Genomic DNA, 18054 nt, shown 5'->3' on the forward strand with positions numbered 1-18054 from the left:
ATGAAAAAGAATATCTATTTAATGCTCATGCTCCTGCTGGTATCCGTTACCGGATGCCGGCAGCACACCGGCACTACAGATGCGGATACGGCCGACCTGCCGCCGGAAGCATTCATGCGTATCTCCAGCACCGACCTGATTACCTCCAAAGGGCAGAAGTTCTTTATCAAAGGGACGAACCTTGGCAACTGGCTGAACCCGGAAGGGTATATGTTTGGATTCAACAAGACAAATTCGCCGGGACGCATCAACCAGATGCTCTGCGAACTGGTCGGTCCCGACTTCACCGCTGAGTTCTGGAAAGCGTTCAAAGATAACTATATTACCCGCGACGATATACGGTTCATTGCGGCGACCGGTGCTAATACCATCCGTCTTCCCTTCCATTATAAACTCTTCACTGACGAGGATTATATGGGATTGACGGCCAATCAGGACGGTTTCGCCCGCATAGACAGTGTAGTCGGTTGGTGCCGCGAGGCAGGCCTCTACCTGATTCTCGATATGCACGATGCTCCGGGCGGACAGACCGGTGACAACATCGACGACAGCTACGGGTATCCCTGGCTATTCGAGAGCGAAGCCAGCCAGCAGCTATTCTGCAACATCTGGAAAAAGATTGCAGCCTATTACAAGAACGAGCCGGTTATCCTCGGCTACGAACTGGCAAATGAGCCTATCGCGCCCTATTTCAGCAATATGGAAGAGTTGAACGGCAAGCTGGAACCGCTGTATAAACGGGCTACAGCCGCCATCCGCGAGGCAGACACCAACCATATCATCCTGCTGGGCGGCGCGCAGTGGAACGGTAACTTCCGCCCGTTCACCGACTTCACCTTCGACGATAAAATCATGTACACCTGCCATCGTTACGGAGGCGACGCCTCCAAAGCAGCCATCCAGGAGATTATCGACTTCCGCGACCGGGTAAACCTCCCCATGTATATGGGCGAAATCGGACACAACACAGAAGCCTGGCAGAACGCTTTCTGCCATGTGATGGAAGAGAACAATATCGGCTGGACATTCTGGCCGTACAAGAAAATCGACAAATCCTCCTTTGCCGGCATCAAAGCACCGGCTGGCTGGGACGCTGTCGTTGCCTTCTCCGAAGCTCCCCGGGGTACATACCAGGAAATCCGTGATGCCCGGCTGGACCAGGAAACAGCCAAAACAGCTTTAACGGAGTTTATCGAGAACAGCCGTATACAGCAATGCGTCATACAAAACGAATATATCCGCTCACTAGGTTTAAAGACACAATAACAATATGAAATTAATCAAATACATCGCTTGCAGCCTGTTGTTACTACCCGGTTTCGGGCAGGCACAGCAGGAAGTCCCCACTTATCTGGACAGTAGCAAACCCATTGAAGAACGTGTGGAAGATGCCTTGTCACGCCTCACACTGGAAGAAAAGGTCGCACTGACACATGCCCAGTCCAAGTTTTGTTCGCCGGGCGTCGCACGCCTGGGCATTCCCGAATTCTGGATGACCGACGGTCCCCACGGCATTCGTCCCGAAGTCTTATGGGATGAATGGGAGCAGGCGGGATGGACCAACGACTCCTGCGTAGCCTTCCCGGCTCTGACCTGCCTGGCTGCCAGCTGGGACCCGGAAATAGCCAGGTTATATGGCAAAAGCATCGGTGAAGAAGCCCGCTATCGGAATAAAACGGTCTTGCTGGGCCCCGGTGTAAACATCTACCGTTCGCCACTGAACGGACGCAATTTCGAGTATATGGGCGAAGACCCTTATCTGGCCGGAAAGATGGTAGTCCCCTATGTGCAAGGCGTCCAGCAGAACGGCGTGGCTGCCTGTGTGAAACATTATGCACTTAACAATCAGGAAGTAAACCGCCATACGACCAACGTCATCGTAGACGACCGTGCCCTCTACGAAATCTACCTCCCCGCCTTCAAAGCAGCCGTCCAGGAAGGAAATGCCTGGGCCATCATGGGTTCCTACAACCTGTACAAGAATCAGCACGGTTGCCATAACCAGTACCTCCTGAACGACATACTGAAAGGCGAATGGGGTTTCGACGGTGTTGTCGTCTCTGACTGGGGAGGCGTTCATAACACGCAGGAAGCCATCACCAACGGACTCGATATGGAGTTCGGAAGCTGGACCAACGGATTGTCCAACGGAGCCAGCAACGCTTACGACAATTATTATCTGGCAGATCCTTACCTGAAACTGATTCGTGAAGGCAAAGTCGGAACAAAAGAACTGGACGACAAGGTAAGACGCATCCTGCGCCTCGCCTACCGCACTACGATGGATAGAAACCGTCCGTACGGCTCGCTCTGCTCGGAAGCTCATTTTGCCGCAGCCCGCAGCATCGGCGAAGAGGGCATCGTGTTGTTGCAGAACCGGAATGACCTGCTCCCTATCGACCTGAACCGGGCAAAAAGAATAGTCGTCATCGGCGAGAATGCCATCAAGATGATGACTGTAGGCGGTGGTTCTTCTTCCCTGAAAGTAAAATACGAACTCTCCCCGCTGGACGGCATCCGGAAACGGGTGGGCGACCAGGCGGAGGTTATTTATGCACGTGGCTATGTAGGCGACCCGAGCGGTGAATACAATGGCGTGAAATCCGGTCAGGATCTGGAGGACAGCCGTTCGCCGGAAGAGTTGATAGCCGAAGCCGTTGCCGTTGCCAAAGAGGCCGATTACGTCATCTTTATCGGCGGCCTGAACAAGAGCGCGCATCAGGACTGCGAAGATGCAGACCGTAAGGAACTCGGTCTGTCTTACGGCCAGGATAAGGTAATAACCGCCCTGGCAAAGGCTAACAAGAACCTGATTGTAGTAAATATCTCAGGCAACGCCATCGCTATGCCATGGGTGAAAGAAGTCCCGGCCATCGTGCAGGCATGGTATCTGGGGTCGGAAGCAGGCAGCGCCATTGCTTCGGTATTGACGGGCGATGTCAATCCGTCCGGCAAGTTACCATTCACTTTCCCTGCTTCTTTGCAGGATGTAGGTGCACATAAGCTGGGTGAATATCCGGGTACTCCCCGTAGTGACGGCAGCCCTATCGTGGATCAGAAGTACAACGAAGGAATCTTCGTCGGCTATCGCTGGGTGGACAAGGAAAAGACAAAACCGCTGTTCTCCTTCGGTCATGGCCTGAGCTATACTACTTTTGCCTACGGGAAGGCCGTAGCCGACAAGAAAGTGATGGGACAGGATGAAACGCTTACCATTACCCTGCCCGTCACCAATACAGGCTGTCGTGAAGGCTCGGAAGTGATACAATTGTATATCAGTGACCTGCAGTCATCCCTGCCCCGTCCTGTAAAGGAACTGAAAGGCTTCAGCAAGGTAAAACTGGCTCCGGGAGAGACCCGGGAGGTAACCTTTACCATCGGAAAAGAGGCATTGAGTTTCTTCGATGACACCCGCCATGAATGGGTAGCCGAACCAGGTAAGTTTGAAGCATGGATCGGCGCTTCCTCAACAGATATTCGCAATAAAGTAGCTTTTGAATTGAAATAACCAAGCCCCCTTCTCCCTAAATTATAAAGGAGCGCAAAGTTTTTTGCGCTCCTTTATTGATGATATAGCTTCTCTTGTCAGAAAAAAATTTATTCGGCGGCAACAAACGTATACACGTTTCCTCCGAAATTGACCGCTATCAACGTATTCCCCGAAACGGCTACCGAACCGAATACCGGAGCGCCTGTCGCATGCTTCCAGGCAAACCTTCCGGTCTCCTTATTCACGCCATAGATAGTACCGTCGGAAGCTCCTACATAAACCGTATTGCCTGATAAGACAGGACTTGTCTCGATAGTTGCAGATACTTTACGGGAGTAAGGGGAAGTATATACCAATGCATCTCCGGTATTAAACTTCCATTTAATCTCTAGCGTCTCGCTATCCAATGCGACCAAACCGTCTTTTGCGGAGCCGAAGATGATCTCCTTATCTGTCAGTAACGGTGTTGAGGTTACATCGACACTGAAAGGCAGTTCCTTGCGAACAATCACACGGCCTGTATTGGCATCGAGGATAAAGAAAGACTTGTCGGAGATAAGGTAGAGCAGGTCACCATGAACGGCTGCCGATGCGCCGCGGTTACGCAGACCGTTAGTGTCGGCTGTCCATTTCAACTCGCCGGTCTTCAGGTCGTTGCCGTAGAGGGCACGCCATTGGGAAGAGGCGATCAGCATATTCTTTCCTACGGAGAAGGTGGTGGTGGTGCCTTCGCCCTGCCCCCAGTCTTTATTGCGCCAGATCTCACGTCCGTCTTTAGTGTCGATGGCACAAAGACCTTTGCCTGTCCCGGCATACACAACACCGTCGGAGGCAACCAGACCTTCGATCAAAGAAGGCAGGCCGGCTACCGGCAGTTGTTTCTCCCAGCTTAATTTACCGCTTTGGGCATCTACGGCATACAGATATCCCTGGGCGTCTTGTGCCAACACACGACCATTGTCAATGGCGATAGTGTTTTTGATGGAATTACGTGTCTGGTATTTCCAAAGCAACTCGCCCGTTTGTCCGTTCAGGGCATAAATATGAGCATCACCTTGCAGGTTCTCATCGACAGAGGCAACATAAATCATACCGTTGTAAACCAATGGGGAAGTCATATAGATATTGGCTCCAATATTCTTCACCCAGGCCATTTCGAGAGGCGGGTTTACGCTCGAAGAAGCAGTCGTAACATGCTCGGGAGTTCCTAACAGGTTATTCCAGTCGGCTGACAAATCCGGTTTTACATTTGTTGGTTGATAGGTGAATACCGTTTCGGTTTCCGCCACTTCGCCATTGTTGAAGAGTGCTCTTACTTTCAGGGTAGCCATCTTCCCACGTTGAGCAGCCGTAAAGGGTACTTCGGAGTTCCAGCACCAGTCCGTAGCCTGGCTCAACTTACGATTGCTGACAAATGTCTTTCCATCTATCTGACAAGAATAAGAAACCTCTTTCACGGGAGAGACTGACGAATAGACATTCACTGTCACAGGCACAGCACCCGAAGCCAATACCGGAACTTGTCCTTCGGCCGGAGTAGAGATTTGGATACTTTTATCAAGATAAGTGTAACGCAATTCAGAGGTGAAATCACCTTTCTTGTCCACGTGCAGCACGCGAAAAGCGCTGGTAGAATGGTCGATACCTCCCTTGTCCAGGGTAGCAGTAGAGACAGAGTAGACGTTACCCTGTTTCTTTATGTAATTGATATGCCAGTGACCGTATACCCAGGCTTTCAGGTTATGGTCATTCAAGTTAATTTGTTCCTGGTCGTTGATACCGAAGATAAACTGGTCGCCGTAAGTCAGCAAGTCATGATTGAATACGACAATGGGCTTGCCTTGCGGGATTTGCGCCAGATCGTTCTTCAGCCAGCGATAGACATCTTCCTTCGTATAGCCCGGCTGATAATCGCCGCCCGCCATCGGAGTCACAATATAATGCACGCTACCGGCATCAAATGAATAAAAGACCGGACCGTAGATGCTTTCGAACAGTTCCTCACCGTATTTTCCTTTTACCAGGTCGTGATTGCCGACACAGTAGAAGATAGGGCAGTTCATATTGGCCGTATTCATCAATTTGATATGGGCTTTCAGACCGTTCTCATAACAGATATCGCCGGTATGGATAATAAAGGCGGCCTCCTCGTTGGAGGTATAATCGCGTACGTTGGATACCCAGTCACCATGATTGTCGGTGTTGAATATCTCCGTATCGGCGATATGCACATATTTATGACTGCCGTCGGATTTTATACCTCCGCTATAGGGTTGCAGCCCGAAATCGTACGAGATTTGGTCGCCATCAATACGGTGATAATGCTTATTGTTTGTTTTATAGCCGGAAGGGGTGGTGATAAAGATGAAGCGTTCCCGTTCGTGGCCGGGTAGGGTGAAAGAGCCGTCGCCAGCCGTCTTTACGACGTTCAGACCGTCAGAAACGAGAACACCTGCCATAGCTTTCTCGCCTTTATCAAATACTCCATTGTTGTTTTTATCGACAAAGACATGCCCAGTGTAGGCTGCATTGGCAAAAGAAGCGATGCCGCTCAGCAGGGCGATGCTCAAGATTGTTTTCTTCATGTTATTAATGTGTTTATTTAGAATATTAGTAGTAAGTTTTCTATTTTCTAATCGTAAAGGTTGTCAGCACAAACCCGTGATCAGAAGCATAAAAGAAGTCTTCCCCTTTGAAAGAAAATACTTCACCCAGAATATTGTCATAGCATTGGGACTCTACCGCCTGTATCGTCTTTCCTTGGTAATAAATGAAGTCGATACGATCCTGGCGATTGACTGTTTCCAGCGAATCGGCATCCGTCAGCCAGGTCGTCCCGATATTCTTCACCGGGTCGGGATTAATCTCACGGAAGCTATCCTTGAAGTTAGCAGCCTGCATTTCTTTGGAGACAGTCCAGTTCACGACGGCACCACCGTGATTATACATATCTTTGGTCGCCTCTGTCCAGTCCAGATGCGAGTGGCTGTTGAAATCGCCGCCCATGACGATAGGGATACTATCTGATTCGGCAATCATTGGTTTCAAAGCCCGAGTATCTTTCGGATTTCTTCATCGCGTGTTCCGGCATCATCCCAGGCCAATATTTCTTCTTCTGATTTATCGGTCGGAACAAGGCGCATATCCGGCAAATAGTGAATCCAAGTATCGAACAGACGGACAGGAGTCCCGTCCATATCAATCTCTACACCTCCGAAATTGAAGGTATCTATCACATCCGGAAATGTATATTTCTTTATGATCGGATAACGGCTGAAGATACAAAGATTACTGGATATCAAATAATAATCATAACCGAGCGAATCAGCAATCATAGGAGCGGCTCCATATGTTTCCACCATCAAGATGACATCAGCCTGACTTTTTTTCAGGATACCGATCGTCCCGTCACAGGCTTGCTGTCCATAAGCTTTGGAATGCCCTGCATGCCAAACATTCCAGGCAAGGACAGTGAGTTGTTGTTCTTTTTTCTGTTCAGAGCAAGAAATAAAAACACTCAAAACAAGTACTACCAAGGTAATACTAACAAAACTTTGTGTTTTCATGTATATAATTTATCAATATTAAATGTAATTCAACCGCAAAGATAGAAAGATAAAAATGATTCAAAAATATATCCCAAAAGTTCACACCTAAAATAAAAGATGTAACTTTTGAGATATATAATATTCATTTCCTACTCAAAGAGTAAAAAAGCGCTCCCGACTATTTAGTCCAAAATTTATTCTGAATTAAGTTTTTGTTCAGTACGATATCTTTTGTTGATATCGGACTATAATAATACTTCGGTTCAATAAAATTCCATTTATTAACCTGAGAAATCAAACGAATATACCCTTTATCTCCACCAGTCAGTTCAAATGTATTTCCTGCCAAAATCTCTATATTCAATTTATATTTTTCCTTATCTGCCTGTGGAATAGCATCGGCATCTGCCTGTGTTGCCACAACTGCATAATCAGGTTGTCCGTCACCGGTCAAGTCAATATAGCCTAATTCACCGATATACATACCTTCCGGAGCTTTTTCCATTAACTTACCAGCACCCCAACGCATTAAATCCGCATAACGGAACCCTTCGCAAGCCAATTCAATACGTCTTTCACGTCTAACTTCCAAAATTGCACCTTTTTGTGCAGAAGTAACATTCGGATAACGATTAGCCTGAACCGGGTCGACATTTGCCATCCAATCTGCCAAAGTAGCCCGAGGCACACCGGCACGATCTCTAATTAAATTGATACTCAAATCAATATCCTCCTGAGTTAATTCTCCTAACTCAGCTTTCGCTTCTGCATACATCAATAAGACCTCTGCATACCGGATCAATGGCAAGTCTGTATAGGCTTTACCCCATTCTGTCTGATCGAATGTCAGCGGAGAATATTTCACCTGCGGATAACCACCGATCGTTATTTTCTGGCGATGAGGTTCTGTTTCACCCGGACGCATAAAACCAGGCATCATGAAAGTTTGTCCCAGGCGGGGATCTCTGTTTTCAAAGATCTCAAGAAATGTTTTCTTATCATAACCAGGCACATCCTGAAATCTTTTTGTCTTACCATCTTCAATTACATAATAATCTTCCATTAAGTCGCGTGACAAGCCGGTTGTCCAATCAAACCGGGCACCGGCACCATGCTTACGTCCTAATTCATTACTGTAATCTTCAAAAATGATCATCTCCTTATTAGAAGAAAGATCCTGACTATTAAACAAAGCCTCATATGCGCCTTCACCGGTAGACAACTCATAATTACCTGTATTCATAATCGCTTTACAAGCATCAGCAGCCACTTTAAAGAAACGATCAGCATCATTCAGTCCTAATTCCGAATGATATTTGCGCCAACAACCTTCTGACAAGGCGATACGTGCCTGCATAGCCAATGCACCACTTCTATACCAACGTGTTCGTGCACCACTTTCATCCTTCATATGAGTTACAGCGAAATCCAGATCGGCCATGATGGAATCAACAACCAACGCACGCGGATCCTGCGGTTTAAATAATTCTTCCGTATCCGTAGTCTGCAAATCACGACTATACCAAGGTACATCCGAATAAGACAATACTTTATCATAATATAACTTTGCTCTGAACATACGAGCCAAGCCGATATAGTGATTAATTTCCGCCATATCACCTTCTGCTTTATCTGCTCTTGCCAGCATAAAGTTGACATTGCGAATACTACCCCATCCCCATACACTTGCATTATCAGGATTCAGCTCTCCTCTCATCTTAGAATAGATACTTGCCTCCTCTACATATATCACATTATCGGATGCAACATCCCAATAATCGGAAGTAACATATCCGTACATATTATTTGTATAGATTTCCAAATCACCAGCCGACTTGAAAAAACCTTCTTCCGTAATGGAAGTCTCGGAATATTTGTCCATAAACGAATCGTTACATCCGCTTAACCCTAAAATGCCAACGAATCCTATCGCAGCTATTTTCATAATATTTTTATTAATAGTCATAACTTTCAGCAATTAAAAATTAGAACGTAACATTTAAACCAAACGAATAAGAACGTTGCAGCGGATACATTTGGCCACCCAAACATTCCGGATCCAGTTTATAATGCTTATACAAACCTGTTATTTCACACAAGTTGTCACCAGAGAAGAAAAGACGTAAACGTTGGATATTTGCTTTATCTGTCCACTGTTTTGGCAGTGTATATCCGAATGTCAAGTTCTTCAAGCGAGCATAAGTCGCATTTTGCAAATAACGGGTCTGAGTAAGAGCAGCTTCTGCTCCACCTTCCGCAACATACGATTTAAAACGCGGGAAATAAGCATCCTGACTTGGGTTTTCTTCTGTCCAGCGATCATAATAGTTACCATAAGTAATATTAGTCCAAGGTTGTGCATAGATACCCCAGAAATACAAGTCCCCACTCGGACTGTAATTCTTTTTCAAAACTCCCTGTACAAACAGACTTAAGTCAAAACCATTCCAATCTGCATTCATATTGAACCCGAAACCATAACGGGCACGACTATTACCGATAATCTTATAATCACCATGGTCATCAATTGTCCAAGCGCCTTTATCAATTTTGCCGTCACCGTTTAAATCCTTAAATTTCAAATCGCCCGGTGCAATCGGTCGTGTACCGATATAAGAAGCGACCTGTGTCTGGTCGGCATGGTTATCAATATCTTCCTGAGAAGTAAAGAAACCTTCTGTTTCCAACCCCCAGATAGATCCCATTTCCCAGCCTTCATAATAACTATCCAAAGACCCTGTATCATTCGAGAACTTAGTGATCCAAGAACGACTATCACCGATATTGAAGCTTAATCCGTAATTCAACGTTTTCCCTGCCAGCTTCACATTATCACGCCAGCTAACCGTTAAATCCCAACCGGTTGTTTTCAAGTCTGCCGCATTTTCCAAAGGTTCACTGGTTCCTAAAACATTAGGTAACTCTGCACCACCTGTCAACATATCTTTTGTACGACGAATATATCCATCGACAGTGGCAGTCAAACGATTATCTAAGAAATTAATATCCATTCCCCAGTCGGCAGTCGTCACTTTTTCCCAAGTTAAGTTACCAGCAACCAGTCCCGGTGCAGAAACACCTATCGGTTGTTTACCATCTAAAATTTGAGATATCTTTCCGGAACCCATAGTAGCCAGATAAGCATAATAGTTCTCTTTCAAATCCTGATTACCCAAACTACCATAAGAGAATCTGAGTTTCAAGAAATTAACAACATCTCGTACCGGTTCGAAAAAGTTTTCCTCCGAAAGTACCCAAGCCACAGAACCGGAAGGGTTGAATGCATACCGATCATCATGTGGGAAACGTGATGTTCCATCATAACGACCATTAAATGCCAAGATATACTTATTGTTATAAATATAATTCAAACGGCCGAATACACTACGCATAGAAAGTGAATAGATTCGTTGTCCGACATTCATATCACCCGAAGCCAATCCCAATGTAGGCAAAGAAGATGAAATCAATTCTTTACGGCTCGCAGAGGTATAATTATCCCGCCAATCTTCCTGGTTGAAACCAACCATCGCCGTGAAATCGTGTTTGTCATTAAACAACTTGTGGAAAGTAGCATATGCATCAAATGTAAGTGTACGTGCATTGGTATGGTTCAAGTAAGCTTGAGATACCGGGTCTTGCTGAGCAGCCGGTCTATCCGGACCATCATAGTAATCGACAGGCAAAGAATATCCCTCTTCAGCATTTTTATTCGTTGAATAGTTGAACGAACCATTTACAAAAAGAACATCCTTGATAATATCGATCTTTGTTGTAAATTGTGTCGAGAAAGTTGTCTTCTGCTGGTTCCAACGACCTCCGTCTACCAAACGCCCGAATACGATACTACCAGCCTTTGTCCAAGAACCATCCGGATTATAAGTCACATCCAACGGATTGATACGGTTTACTTCCCAATAATAAGAATCTCCCAGATAGTTCGGAGAATCATAGTCTGAATTTACAAAGCTGGTATTATTACCCAACGTCCACCAGTCAGTCAATTTAAAATCCAATTTGGAACGAAGGTTATAACGGTTATATTTATCAGTTCCGTACTTCACCATACCATCCTGAAAATTGTAATTGGCAGAAAAATAATAATTTAAACGATCTGTCTTACCTGAAACATCGACCGTGTGATTGGTAGAAAATGCCAAATTCTTATAAGCCTCATCAAACCAATCTGTACTACCAAAATAAGAATAAGTACCATCCTGATTTAGATAATAAGGAGAAGTGCTCGGATCTTCCGAAACTTTCTTGGCATATGCCAATTGTTCTTCATTGTATAAGTTATACCAAGGGTAAGACATCGTATTACGGGTGGAAGCTACGATATAAGGATCAGTAATTACATCTGCCATCCCCGTTAACCTACGCATTGCAAAATTATTATTATAATTAATTGTCAACTTTTCCTGTCCTGCCGTCTTAGTCGTAACCAAAATCACACCGAATGCAGCACGCGAACCGTAGATAGCAGCCGACGCAGCATCTTTTAAAACGGAAATACTACCGATATCGGTAGGGTTCATTCTGTTTAACTCTTCTGCTGAAGAAACCACACCGTCTATCACAACCAACGGATTACCACCGTTGATAGAAGTCGTACCACGAATATTAAAGCTAGGTGAATCTGTTGCTTGTCCACTACCGATCGAAACAGTCAAGTTAGCAACCGATCCCTGCAAAGCCTGTCCAACGGTCAAAACCGGACGGTTTTCCAATACTTTTTTCGGCACTGTAGCTACAGCTCCGGACAGGTCCGCTTTCTTCTGTGTACCATAACCGATAACTACCACTTCATCCAAAGCCTCGCTATCTTCACTCAAAATCACATTTACTGCAGTTTTACCATTTAAAGCGATTTCCTGCGTTTTATATCCAATATAAGAAACACTAATAACTGCATTCGGAGCGACATCCGATAGAGAGAAATTACCATTGGCATCCGTTATATTCCCCATGGTAGTTCCTTTTACCATCACATTTACCCCAATCAACGGTTCGCCGGTAGCATCTTTTACATTACCTGTTACAGTGATTTTCTTTTCCTGCTGGGGAGCAACGACTGCTACCTGCTTTTTGTTTGTTTCATTCTTGCGAACGATGATTTGGCGGTCATTGATGATATACTCAATGTCCGTTCCTTCAAACATCTTTTTCAATATGGCTTCAACAGTCTGATTATTGACATCCACATTCACCTTTTTATTCAGATTGATGTTTGAACCATGGTACACAAAAATAAATTCACTGTTCTTTTCGATGTAAGAAAATACATCTTTTACAGTCCGGTTATTCATGCGGACAGTCAACGTGGTTTGTTCCGCATAAGTAGAAGCTGCGTAGATAGCAGATCCTCCATAACTTACCAGACATAAGGCTAAACATGCACTTTTAAGAAAATGAGTCGATTTTCGACTGAATTCTTCATTCTTTTTCATACATTTGTAACGTTTTTTCTTTGATACATAAATTAATAGATTAAACAAGAAACTTTAGAACCGAGTGATATGGCCGTATCGTTCGGTTCTTTTTTTTAACTCTAGGGCTTTTACATAGGCATTTTATTTTGATATTATTATATTATTATTTGCATCTGTCTTATACTGAAGGAACATTGACTGGCAAATGATATTGATTACATCTTCCATATTTTCCCGCAAATCCAACTTTCCGGAAATAGGAATATTTCCAATCTCTTCATTATACCAAATGTTACGACCGTAATAACGAGATAACCGATCCAGTGTCTCTCCAACCTTCCGGCCGTTCAACATCATCATATTATCCTTCCAACAGATATATTCAAAAACATCTACCTCCTTTATATCCGTACCTTTATCATTTACTTTAATCATCTGATTGGGAGAGAGTACTGATCTATTATTCTTTCCGGAATTAACCTCCACACTACCGTTAACCAACACAACAGAAGTGAAAGCATCTTCTTTATATGCACAAACATTAAACTGCGTACCGAGTACCTTTACTTCAAACCTGTTGGTTTTGACAATAAAAGGACGAGAAGGGTCTTTCTCTACTTCCAGAAAGACCTCACCTTCTACAAGTATTTCTCTCTTATCTTTTTTAAAGACAGCCGGATAAAAAACACGTGTTCCGGCATTGACATACATTTTCGTTCCATCCGAAAAAGTAATGTCCGCCCGCCGGCCCTTTGGCACGATAATCTGATTGATTTCCTCTTTTTTCTCTTTCTTCTCTTCTGTTATTTCCTTTTTTACGACATGCTGTTCCGCATTCGATTTTCCATCCATATCATATTTGATCGATGATTCATCTTTCAATTGCATCTTATCATCGCTTTCGATCAAAACAATCTCATCGTCGGCCAAAGACGATGTGTTGTTTTCAAGCAAGGCAAGCGACATAGAAGTATCACTCTTCGTATCCATCCAAAAATAAAGGCCTACAGAAAGAAATACAGCTATTGAAGCTGCCACAGACAATATATAACGGGAACGTAATCTGAATAAAGTGCGTGGCTGAGTCGTCCGGACTTCAATCTCCTTCCACGATGCCAGTGCCTCCAGCAAGTTATCAGACTCTGCATCATGAACTTTCCGGAGTAGGTCTTTCCCGGCCTGCTCAAATGATCTTTTATTTAATATGTTTTGCTTTTTATCCACAAGTAACCTCTTTTATCCCTATTACGGGAGAGGTCTCATTTGGTACTCACTTTTTTTGAATAAAATCAATCTTTTTTCAGATATAATTTCTTAAGACTGGATAAAGATCTGAATAACAGATTTTTACTGGATTGATAATTTATACCCATTATCTCCGCTATTTCTTCATGCTTCAGTCCATTTACATAATATAAATAGATAATTTCCTGCTGATGGGAGGACAGCAGAGAAAAAACCTGCATGAGATGTCTGGCACGGTCATCTGCTTCCGAATCGTCGAAAGAGAGTAAAGGGAATAACTCGTCTGTTATAAATACTTCTTCATACAAGGTGATATCATCAGTCGGTTTTTCCTTTTCCAATGCATCATACAGCTTGTTACGTAAGGCTTTGATCAGATACCCTTTCACATTTGGAGTTGGAGAAAGAGAGGGATAGTTCTGAATCAGTTTAATGAAAATATCCTGAATGCAATCTTTTACCAGATCTTTATCGGAAACCAGTTTGGAGCCATAATTATACAACAAAGAATAAAAGCGACAATAGATTTCCTTGAAAGCCTCCTTATCCCCTGTCAAACATGATTCCCATAATTTCTCATCGGATATTTGCATATAAACAATTGCTTATAATTTTGTTATAGCGTCTCAACTATAATTGGTGCGCAAAAATAGATACATAGTATTTCACTCATATTACATCAAAATTAAGTAAGCATTAGTATTAAGATTGTATCATTCATAAACCCATAAATAGTATTTATCTTAAAACATATATCTATCTCTTAAAAGAGTTAGGAAATAGTTCTGTTAGAACTGAGGCATATATCGTTAGTTTTTACTAACAAACAATGATTTGAGCGCTTATAGCTCTCCAGCTATTAACAGATGTTTCTTAAAACATTCATTCTTCTGTCTATTAACCTATTATAATAAAAATGAACTATATTGCATGCGCAAGGATTTAGTTCTAACAGAACTAAGGTGAAATTTTAAATATAATTGATTTAGATTGCGTACTAACAGAAATAACATCCGGTTCTATAAATAATTTTCTGCCTTACTAATCTGTTTACGAAAGCTATCGGTAATATAATCGATAACTATCAGTAATATTGTCGACAGCTATAAATAATATTACCGATAGCCATCGACAACCAGTTAGTAAGGCAGAAAATTATATACAGGACGGTATCTGAATAGAAGCCGAACCCTTATAAATAAATCTATATAGCTATTATATGGAATTATTTTACTTTAATATGGTCGAACCCTTCGCCATACACACCGATGACGGCACTCTGAGAGACAAATGCTTCCGGGTCTATATCTTTAATCAAGCGGAAAATAGTTGTCGACTCACGCTTCTTGGCCAATACGAACATCATTTTCACTCCCAACCCGGTGTACATTCCGGTCCCGTCTATCACCGTCACACCACGGTGAAGATCTTTATTGATGCGATGTCCAATTTCTTCATATCTCTTGGAAATAATAAAAAACTGTACAGACTGGCGGGCACTGTTTACCACCTGGTCAAGCACAAAGCTGGATATATAAAGTGTGGCAAAACCATAAACGACCTTTTCCCAATCATGCAGTACAAAATAACTGGAAGAAATGATAATCATATCCGTCATCAGAATAACACGTCCTAAAGTGATATCCCTGTATTTATTTATAATAGCAGCGATGATATCCGTTCCTCCCGAACTGCCATTGGCCGAAAAAGCGATACCAATACCACTTCCGCAGAAAGAAGCACCGATGACACAAGCCATAAACGGTTGGTCTTGCAACAAATGCAGATTAGATGTAGCACTTTGAATAATGGGAAGGATAGTAGTCATCACTATTACGGCAAAAATAGTTTTCACACTGAACTTCCATCCCAGAACAATAAGAGAAGCGATCAGCAACCCGCCGTTAATTGCAAAGTACGTATACTGCACATTTATTCCGGTCGCCCAATACACGATAGAGGCGATACCAGGCACCCCTCCGGTAGTAATATCATTAGGCAAAAGGAAAACGGTCCACCCAATAGCATAGAAAAGCATGCCAAGAGCGATCATTAAATAATCGTGCATCTCTCTCAGCATTAACTGCCTTGAGGTAATTGATAATGTTGGTTTCATTTTAAATGTTTATTATATATCCATATTATAAAGATCACCTATCTGCCAAAAAAATTGCAGCCCCGCAAAAACGAAGCTGCAAAATTAATGAAGATTAAATCAATTTAGCGGTATGATTTCGATGAATTTACAAAAACATATTGTTAAATTTCAAATACAACAGGACAACGACATCAATAACTCCATTTATCCTGCCATTCGATGATCGGCTGATCTCCTTCAAAACGGATCGGAAGCCAGATGTAACGCCCGTCGATTGCATTCTCGGGCGTCCAGCGGTCACCCATATAGATGAACTGTCCGGGCTTACCGGGAGCCGGCAATACATAGGTACTCTGGGAATGGAAAGAAAGGTCGGAGTCTTCACCGACAAACGGATTCTCTAATTCTTCCCAAGGCCCCCAGATAGAAGGTGCGACAGCCGAACGACCGGCATTCGGGGCCCAACCTGTACAACCAGACATGATCAGATAATATTTTCCGTCACGTTTGAACATCGCCGGTGCTTCCATGAAACGTCCGGGGAAAAAGCGGGCATACGTACCGGAATAATTAGTATAATCGTCCGTCAACAGGGAGATATGCAATGTGCTGTTCTCTTCCGAAGAATAAATGTGATAAGCCTTGCTGTCGTCATCAACAAAAAGGTTCATATCACGCGCCATCTGTCCGCCTTCCATATCACGGCCCAGCAGATTCAGACTGTCCGGGTGAGCCGGCAGACTTCCGCCTGTGAATTTACTCCTGTCAGATTCAGGAACTCTCTGTTTATGAATATCCTGCACATTTGTCGGCCAGGAACCGGCATTCGGACGCACGGCACGAAGAAATTTATAAGGACCTGCCACCTTATCGCTTACGGCAATACCGCTGAGCGCACCGGAATATCCTGCCCCTTTAGGCTCCAGATGGAACCACATCACATAGTTGTTATTCTTTTTATTATAAATTACTTTAGGGCGTTCCAGAATACATCCTTTCGCTATGCTATGTGTAGAATCGTCGGTCACAACGGATAAAGCAACGCCTTCGTCTTTCCAGTTATATAAATCTTTGGAAGAGTAACAGTGAACTCCCACCAGCGCATTATTTCCGGCAGTTCCTTCTGTTTTATGCTCGCCGAACCAATAATAAGTATCGCCGTCATGCAGGATTCCTCCGCCATGCGCATTGATATGCACGCCGTTATTATCCGGCCATAGTTCGCCCGGGGTAAATGCACCGCCAGCCTGTTCCGAACCGGACTTTCCTTTACACCCAGCAAAAGCAACAGCAAACAACAGAAAACAGAGTTGTATAATTCTTGTCTTCTTCATATGGCTAGACATCACAAATACGAATACATTTCTCCAGGGAAGCTATCTTATCCTGCTGGCGGGGAACAAACTCCTGCCCTACAAATCCTTTATACCCGGTTTCTACCAACGCTTTCATAATTGCCGGGTAATAAAGTTCCTGGGTTTCGTCAATTTCCGCCCGTCCGGGATTACCGCCTGTATGGATGTGAGAGAAGTATTCATGATACTTTCGGATATTTTCAATGATATTTCCTTCCATGATCTGCATATGATAAATATCATACAAAAGCTTAAAGTTTGGCGATCCGACACGGCGGCATAATTCTACCCCCCAAACAGTATGGTCGCATTGATAATCTTTATGGCCTACACTGTTCAACAACTCCATCGTCAGGACCACATTATGTTTTTCCGCCAGCGGCATCAGACGTTTCAATCCTTTCTCACAGTTTACCCATCCCTGAAGATCAGTCAGTCCATTCCGCTTTCCGGAGAAACAGATCAAATTTGTCAGTCCGGCTGCCGCCACCTGGGGAATTACCGCTTCATAACTGGCAACCAGTTCGTCGTGCAATTTAGGATCGTTAAATCCACGATCGATACCCAAACCGGCCCCTTGGCACATAGCGACAGTCAGGCCGTGTTTTTGTACAACCGGCCAGTCTTTCGGGTCGAGCAATTCGATCGATTCGATTCCTATATTTTTACATATCCCACAAAATTCTTCCAACGGATAGTCACCGAAACACCATTTACTAACGGAATGGCGTACATTACCCTTCAACGGTTCCTTTGTTTCTGCTTTTTTCTTTTTAGCGGGATTTGCTGCTTCCAAACCTGATACGGCAAGTGCTGCCCCGCCTACTAATGCGGTCTTAATGGCTGTTCTTCTTGAGATGTTTTCCATGTTATTCAGAATTGATAA

The 18054-nt window shown here is 43.9% G+C and carries 10 protein-coding genes and 1 pseudogene; 2 read left to right on the forward strand and 9 right to left on the reverse strand.

Annotated features, from left to right (window positions below):
• Together C825_RS01255 and C825_RS01260 are read left to right on the forward strand one after the other, a co-directional pair.
• Positions 1-1266 (forward strand): glycoside hydrolase family 5 protein, encoded by a 1266-nt coding sequence (locus tag C825_RS01255; RefSeq protein WP_010801084.1) that lies wholly within the window; start codon positions 1-3, stop codon positions 1264-1266.
• 4 nt (positions 1267-1270) lie between these two features.
• Complete coding sequence (locus tag C825_RS01260; protein ID WP_010801085.1) at positions 1271-3508, forward strand: glycoside hydrolase family 3 C-terminal domain-containing protein; 2238 nt, start codon at positions 1271-1273, stop codon at positions 3506-3508.
• Between the two features lie 89 nt (positions 3509-3597).
• On the opposite strand, the gene C825_RS01265 is transcribed toward C825_RS01260, so the two are convergent.
• The 9 genes and pseudogenes from C825_RS01265 to C825_RS01305 form a co-directional block, all read right to left on the reverse strand.
• Positions 3598-6075 (reverse strand): outer membrane protein assembly factor BamB family protein, encoded by a 2478-nt coding sequence (locus tag C825_RS01265; RefSeq protein ID WP_010801086.1) that lies wholly within the window; start codon positions 6073-6075, stop codon positions 3598-3600.
• Between the two features lie 40 nt (positions 6076-6115).
• Positions 6116-7056 (reverse strand): annotated as a pseudogene (locus C825_RS01270) (endonuclease/exonuclease/phosphatase family protein).
• Positions 7057-7216: 160 nt separating this feature from the next.
• Positions 7217-9004, reverse strand: coding sequence for a RagB/SusD family nutrient uptake outer membrane protein (locus tag C825_RS01275; protein WP_009860353.1), 1788 nt, complete (start codon positions 9002-9004; stop codon positions 7217-7219).
• A gap of 19 nt (positions 9005-9023) precedes the next feature.
• On the reverse strand, positions 9024-12488 hold the full coding sequence (locus C825_RS01280) for a TonB-dependent receptor (protein WP_010801088.1): 3465 nt from the start codon (positions 12486-12488) through the stop codon (positions 9024-9026).
• Positions 12489-12611: 123 nt separating this feature from the next.
• Positions 12612-13694, reverse strand: a complete 1083-nt coding sequence (locus C825_RS01285) for a FecR family protein (RefSeq protein ID WP_010801089.1) — start codon at positions 13692-13694, stop codon at positions 12612-12614.
• Between the two features lie 65 nt (positions 13695-13759).
• A complete protein-coding gene (locus C825_RS01290; protein WP_009860356.1) occupies positions 13760-14308 on the reverse strand; it encodes an RNA polymerase sigma factor in 549 nt (182 codons plus the stop codon).
• 632 nt (positions 14309-14940) lie between these two features.
• Positions 14941-15831 carry a YitT family protein gene (locus tag C825_RS01295; RefSeq protein ID WP_009860357.1) on the reverse strand — a complete coding sequence of 297 codons (891 nt, stop codon included), beginning with the start codon at positions 15829-15831 and terminating at the stop codon, positions 14941-14943.
• A 173-nt stretch (positions 15832-16004) separates the two neighbouring features.
• Positions 16005-17147: a glycoside hydrolase family 43 protein gene (locus tag C825_RS01300; RefSeq protein ID WP_010801090.1), complete on the reverse strand. Its 1143-nt coding sequence runs from the start codon at positions 17145-17147 to the stop codon at positions 16005-16007.
• A 4-nt stretch (positions 17148-17151) separates the two neighbouring features.
• A complete protein-coding gene (locus tag C825_RS01305; RefSeq protein WP_010801091.1) occupies positions 17152-18036 on the reverse strand; it encodes a TIM barrel protein in 885 nt (294 codons plus the stop codon).
• Between the last annotated feature and the right edge of the window lie 18 nt (positions 18037-18054).

Source organism: Parabacteroides sp. ASF519, assembly GCF_000364265.2.
Classification (GTDB): domain Bacteria; phylum Bacteroidota; class Bacteroidia; order Bacteroidales; family Tannerellaceae; genus Parabacteroides; species Parabacteroides goldsteinii.

What these genes read in the sequence shown, in the direction of transcription:
- C825_RS01290 (WP_009860356.1), bottom strand. Translation starts at nt 14,308, where the DNA reads ATGCAAATATCCGATGAGAAATTATGGGAATCATGTTTGACAGGGGAT.
- C825_RS01280 (WP_010801088.1), bottom strand. Translation starts at nt 12,488, where the DNA reads ATGAAAAAGAATGAAGAATTCAGTCGAAAATCGACTCATTTTCTTAAA.
- C825_RS01275 (WP_009860353.1), bottom strand. Translation starts at nt 9,004, where the DNA reads ATGACTATTAATAAAAATATTATGAAAATAGCTGCGATAGGATTCGTT.
- C825_RS01265 (WP_010801086.1), bottom strand. Translation starts at nt 6,075, where the DNA reads ATGAAGAAAACAATCTTGAGCATCGCCCTGCTGAGCGGCATCGCTTCT.
- C825_RS01300 (WP_010801090.1), bottom strand. Translation starts at nt 17,147, where the DNA reads ATGAAGAAGACAAGAATTATACAACTCTGTTTTCTGTTGTTTGCTGTT.
- C825_RS01305 (WP_010801091.1), bottom strand. Translation starts at nt 18,036, where the DNA reads ATGGAAAACATCTCAAGAAGAACAGCCATTAAGACCGCATTAGTAGGC.
- C825_RS01260 (WP_010801085.1), top strand. Translation starts at nt 1,271, where the DNA reads ATGAAATTAATCAAATACATCGCTTGCAGCCTGTTGTTACTACCCGGT.
- C825_RS01295 (WP_009860357.1), bottom strand. Translation starts at nt 15,831, where the DNA reads ATGAAACCAACATTATCAATTACCTCAAGGCAGTTAATGCTGAGAGAG.
- C825_RS01255 (WP_010801084.1), top strand. Translation starts at nt 1, where the DNA reads ATGAAAAAGAATATCTATTTAATGCTCATGCTCCTGCTGGTATCCGTT.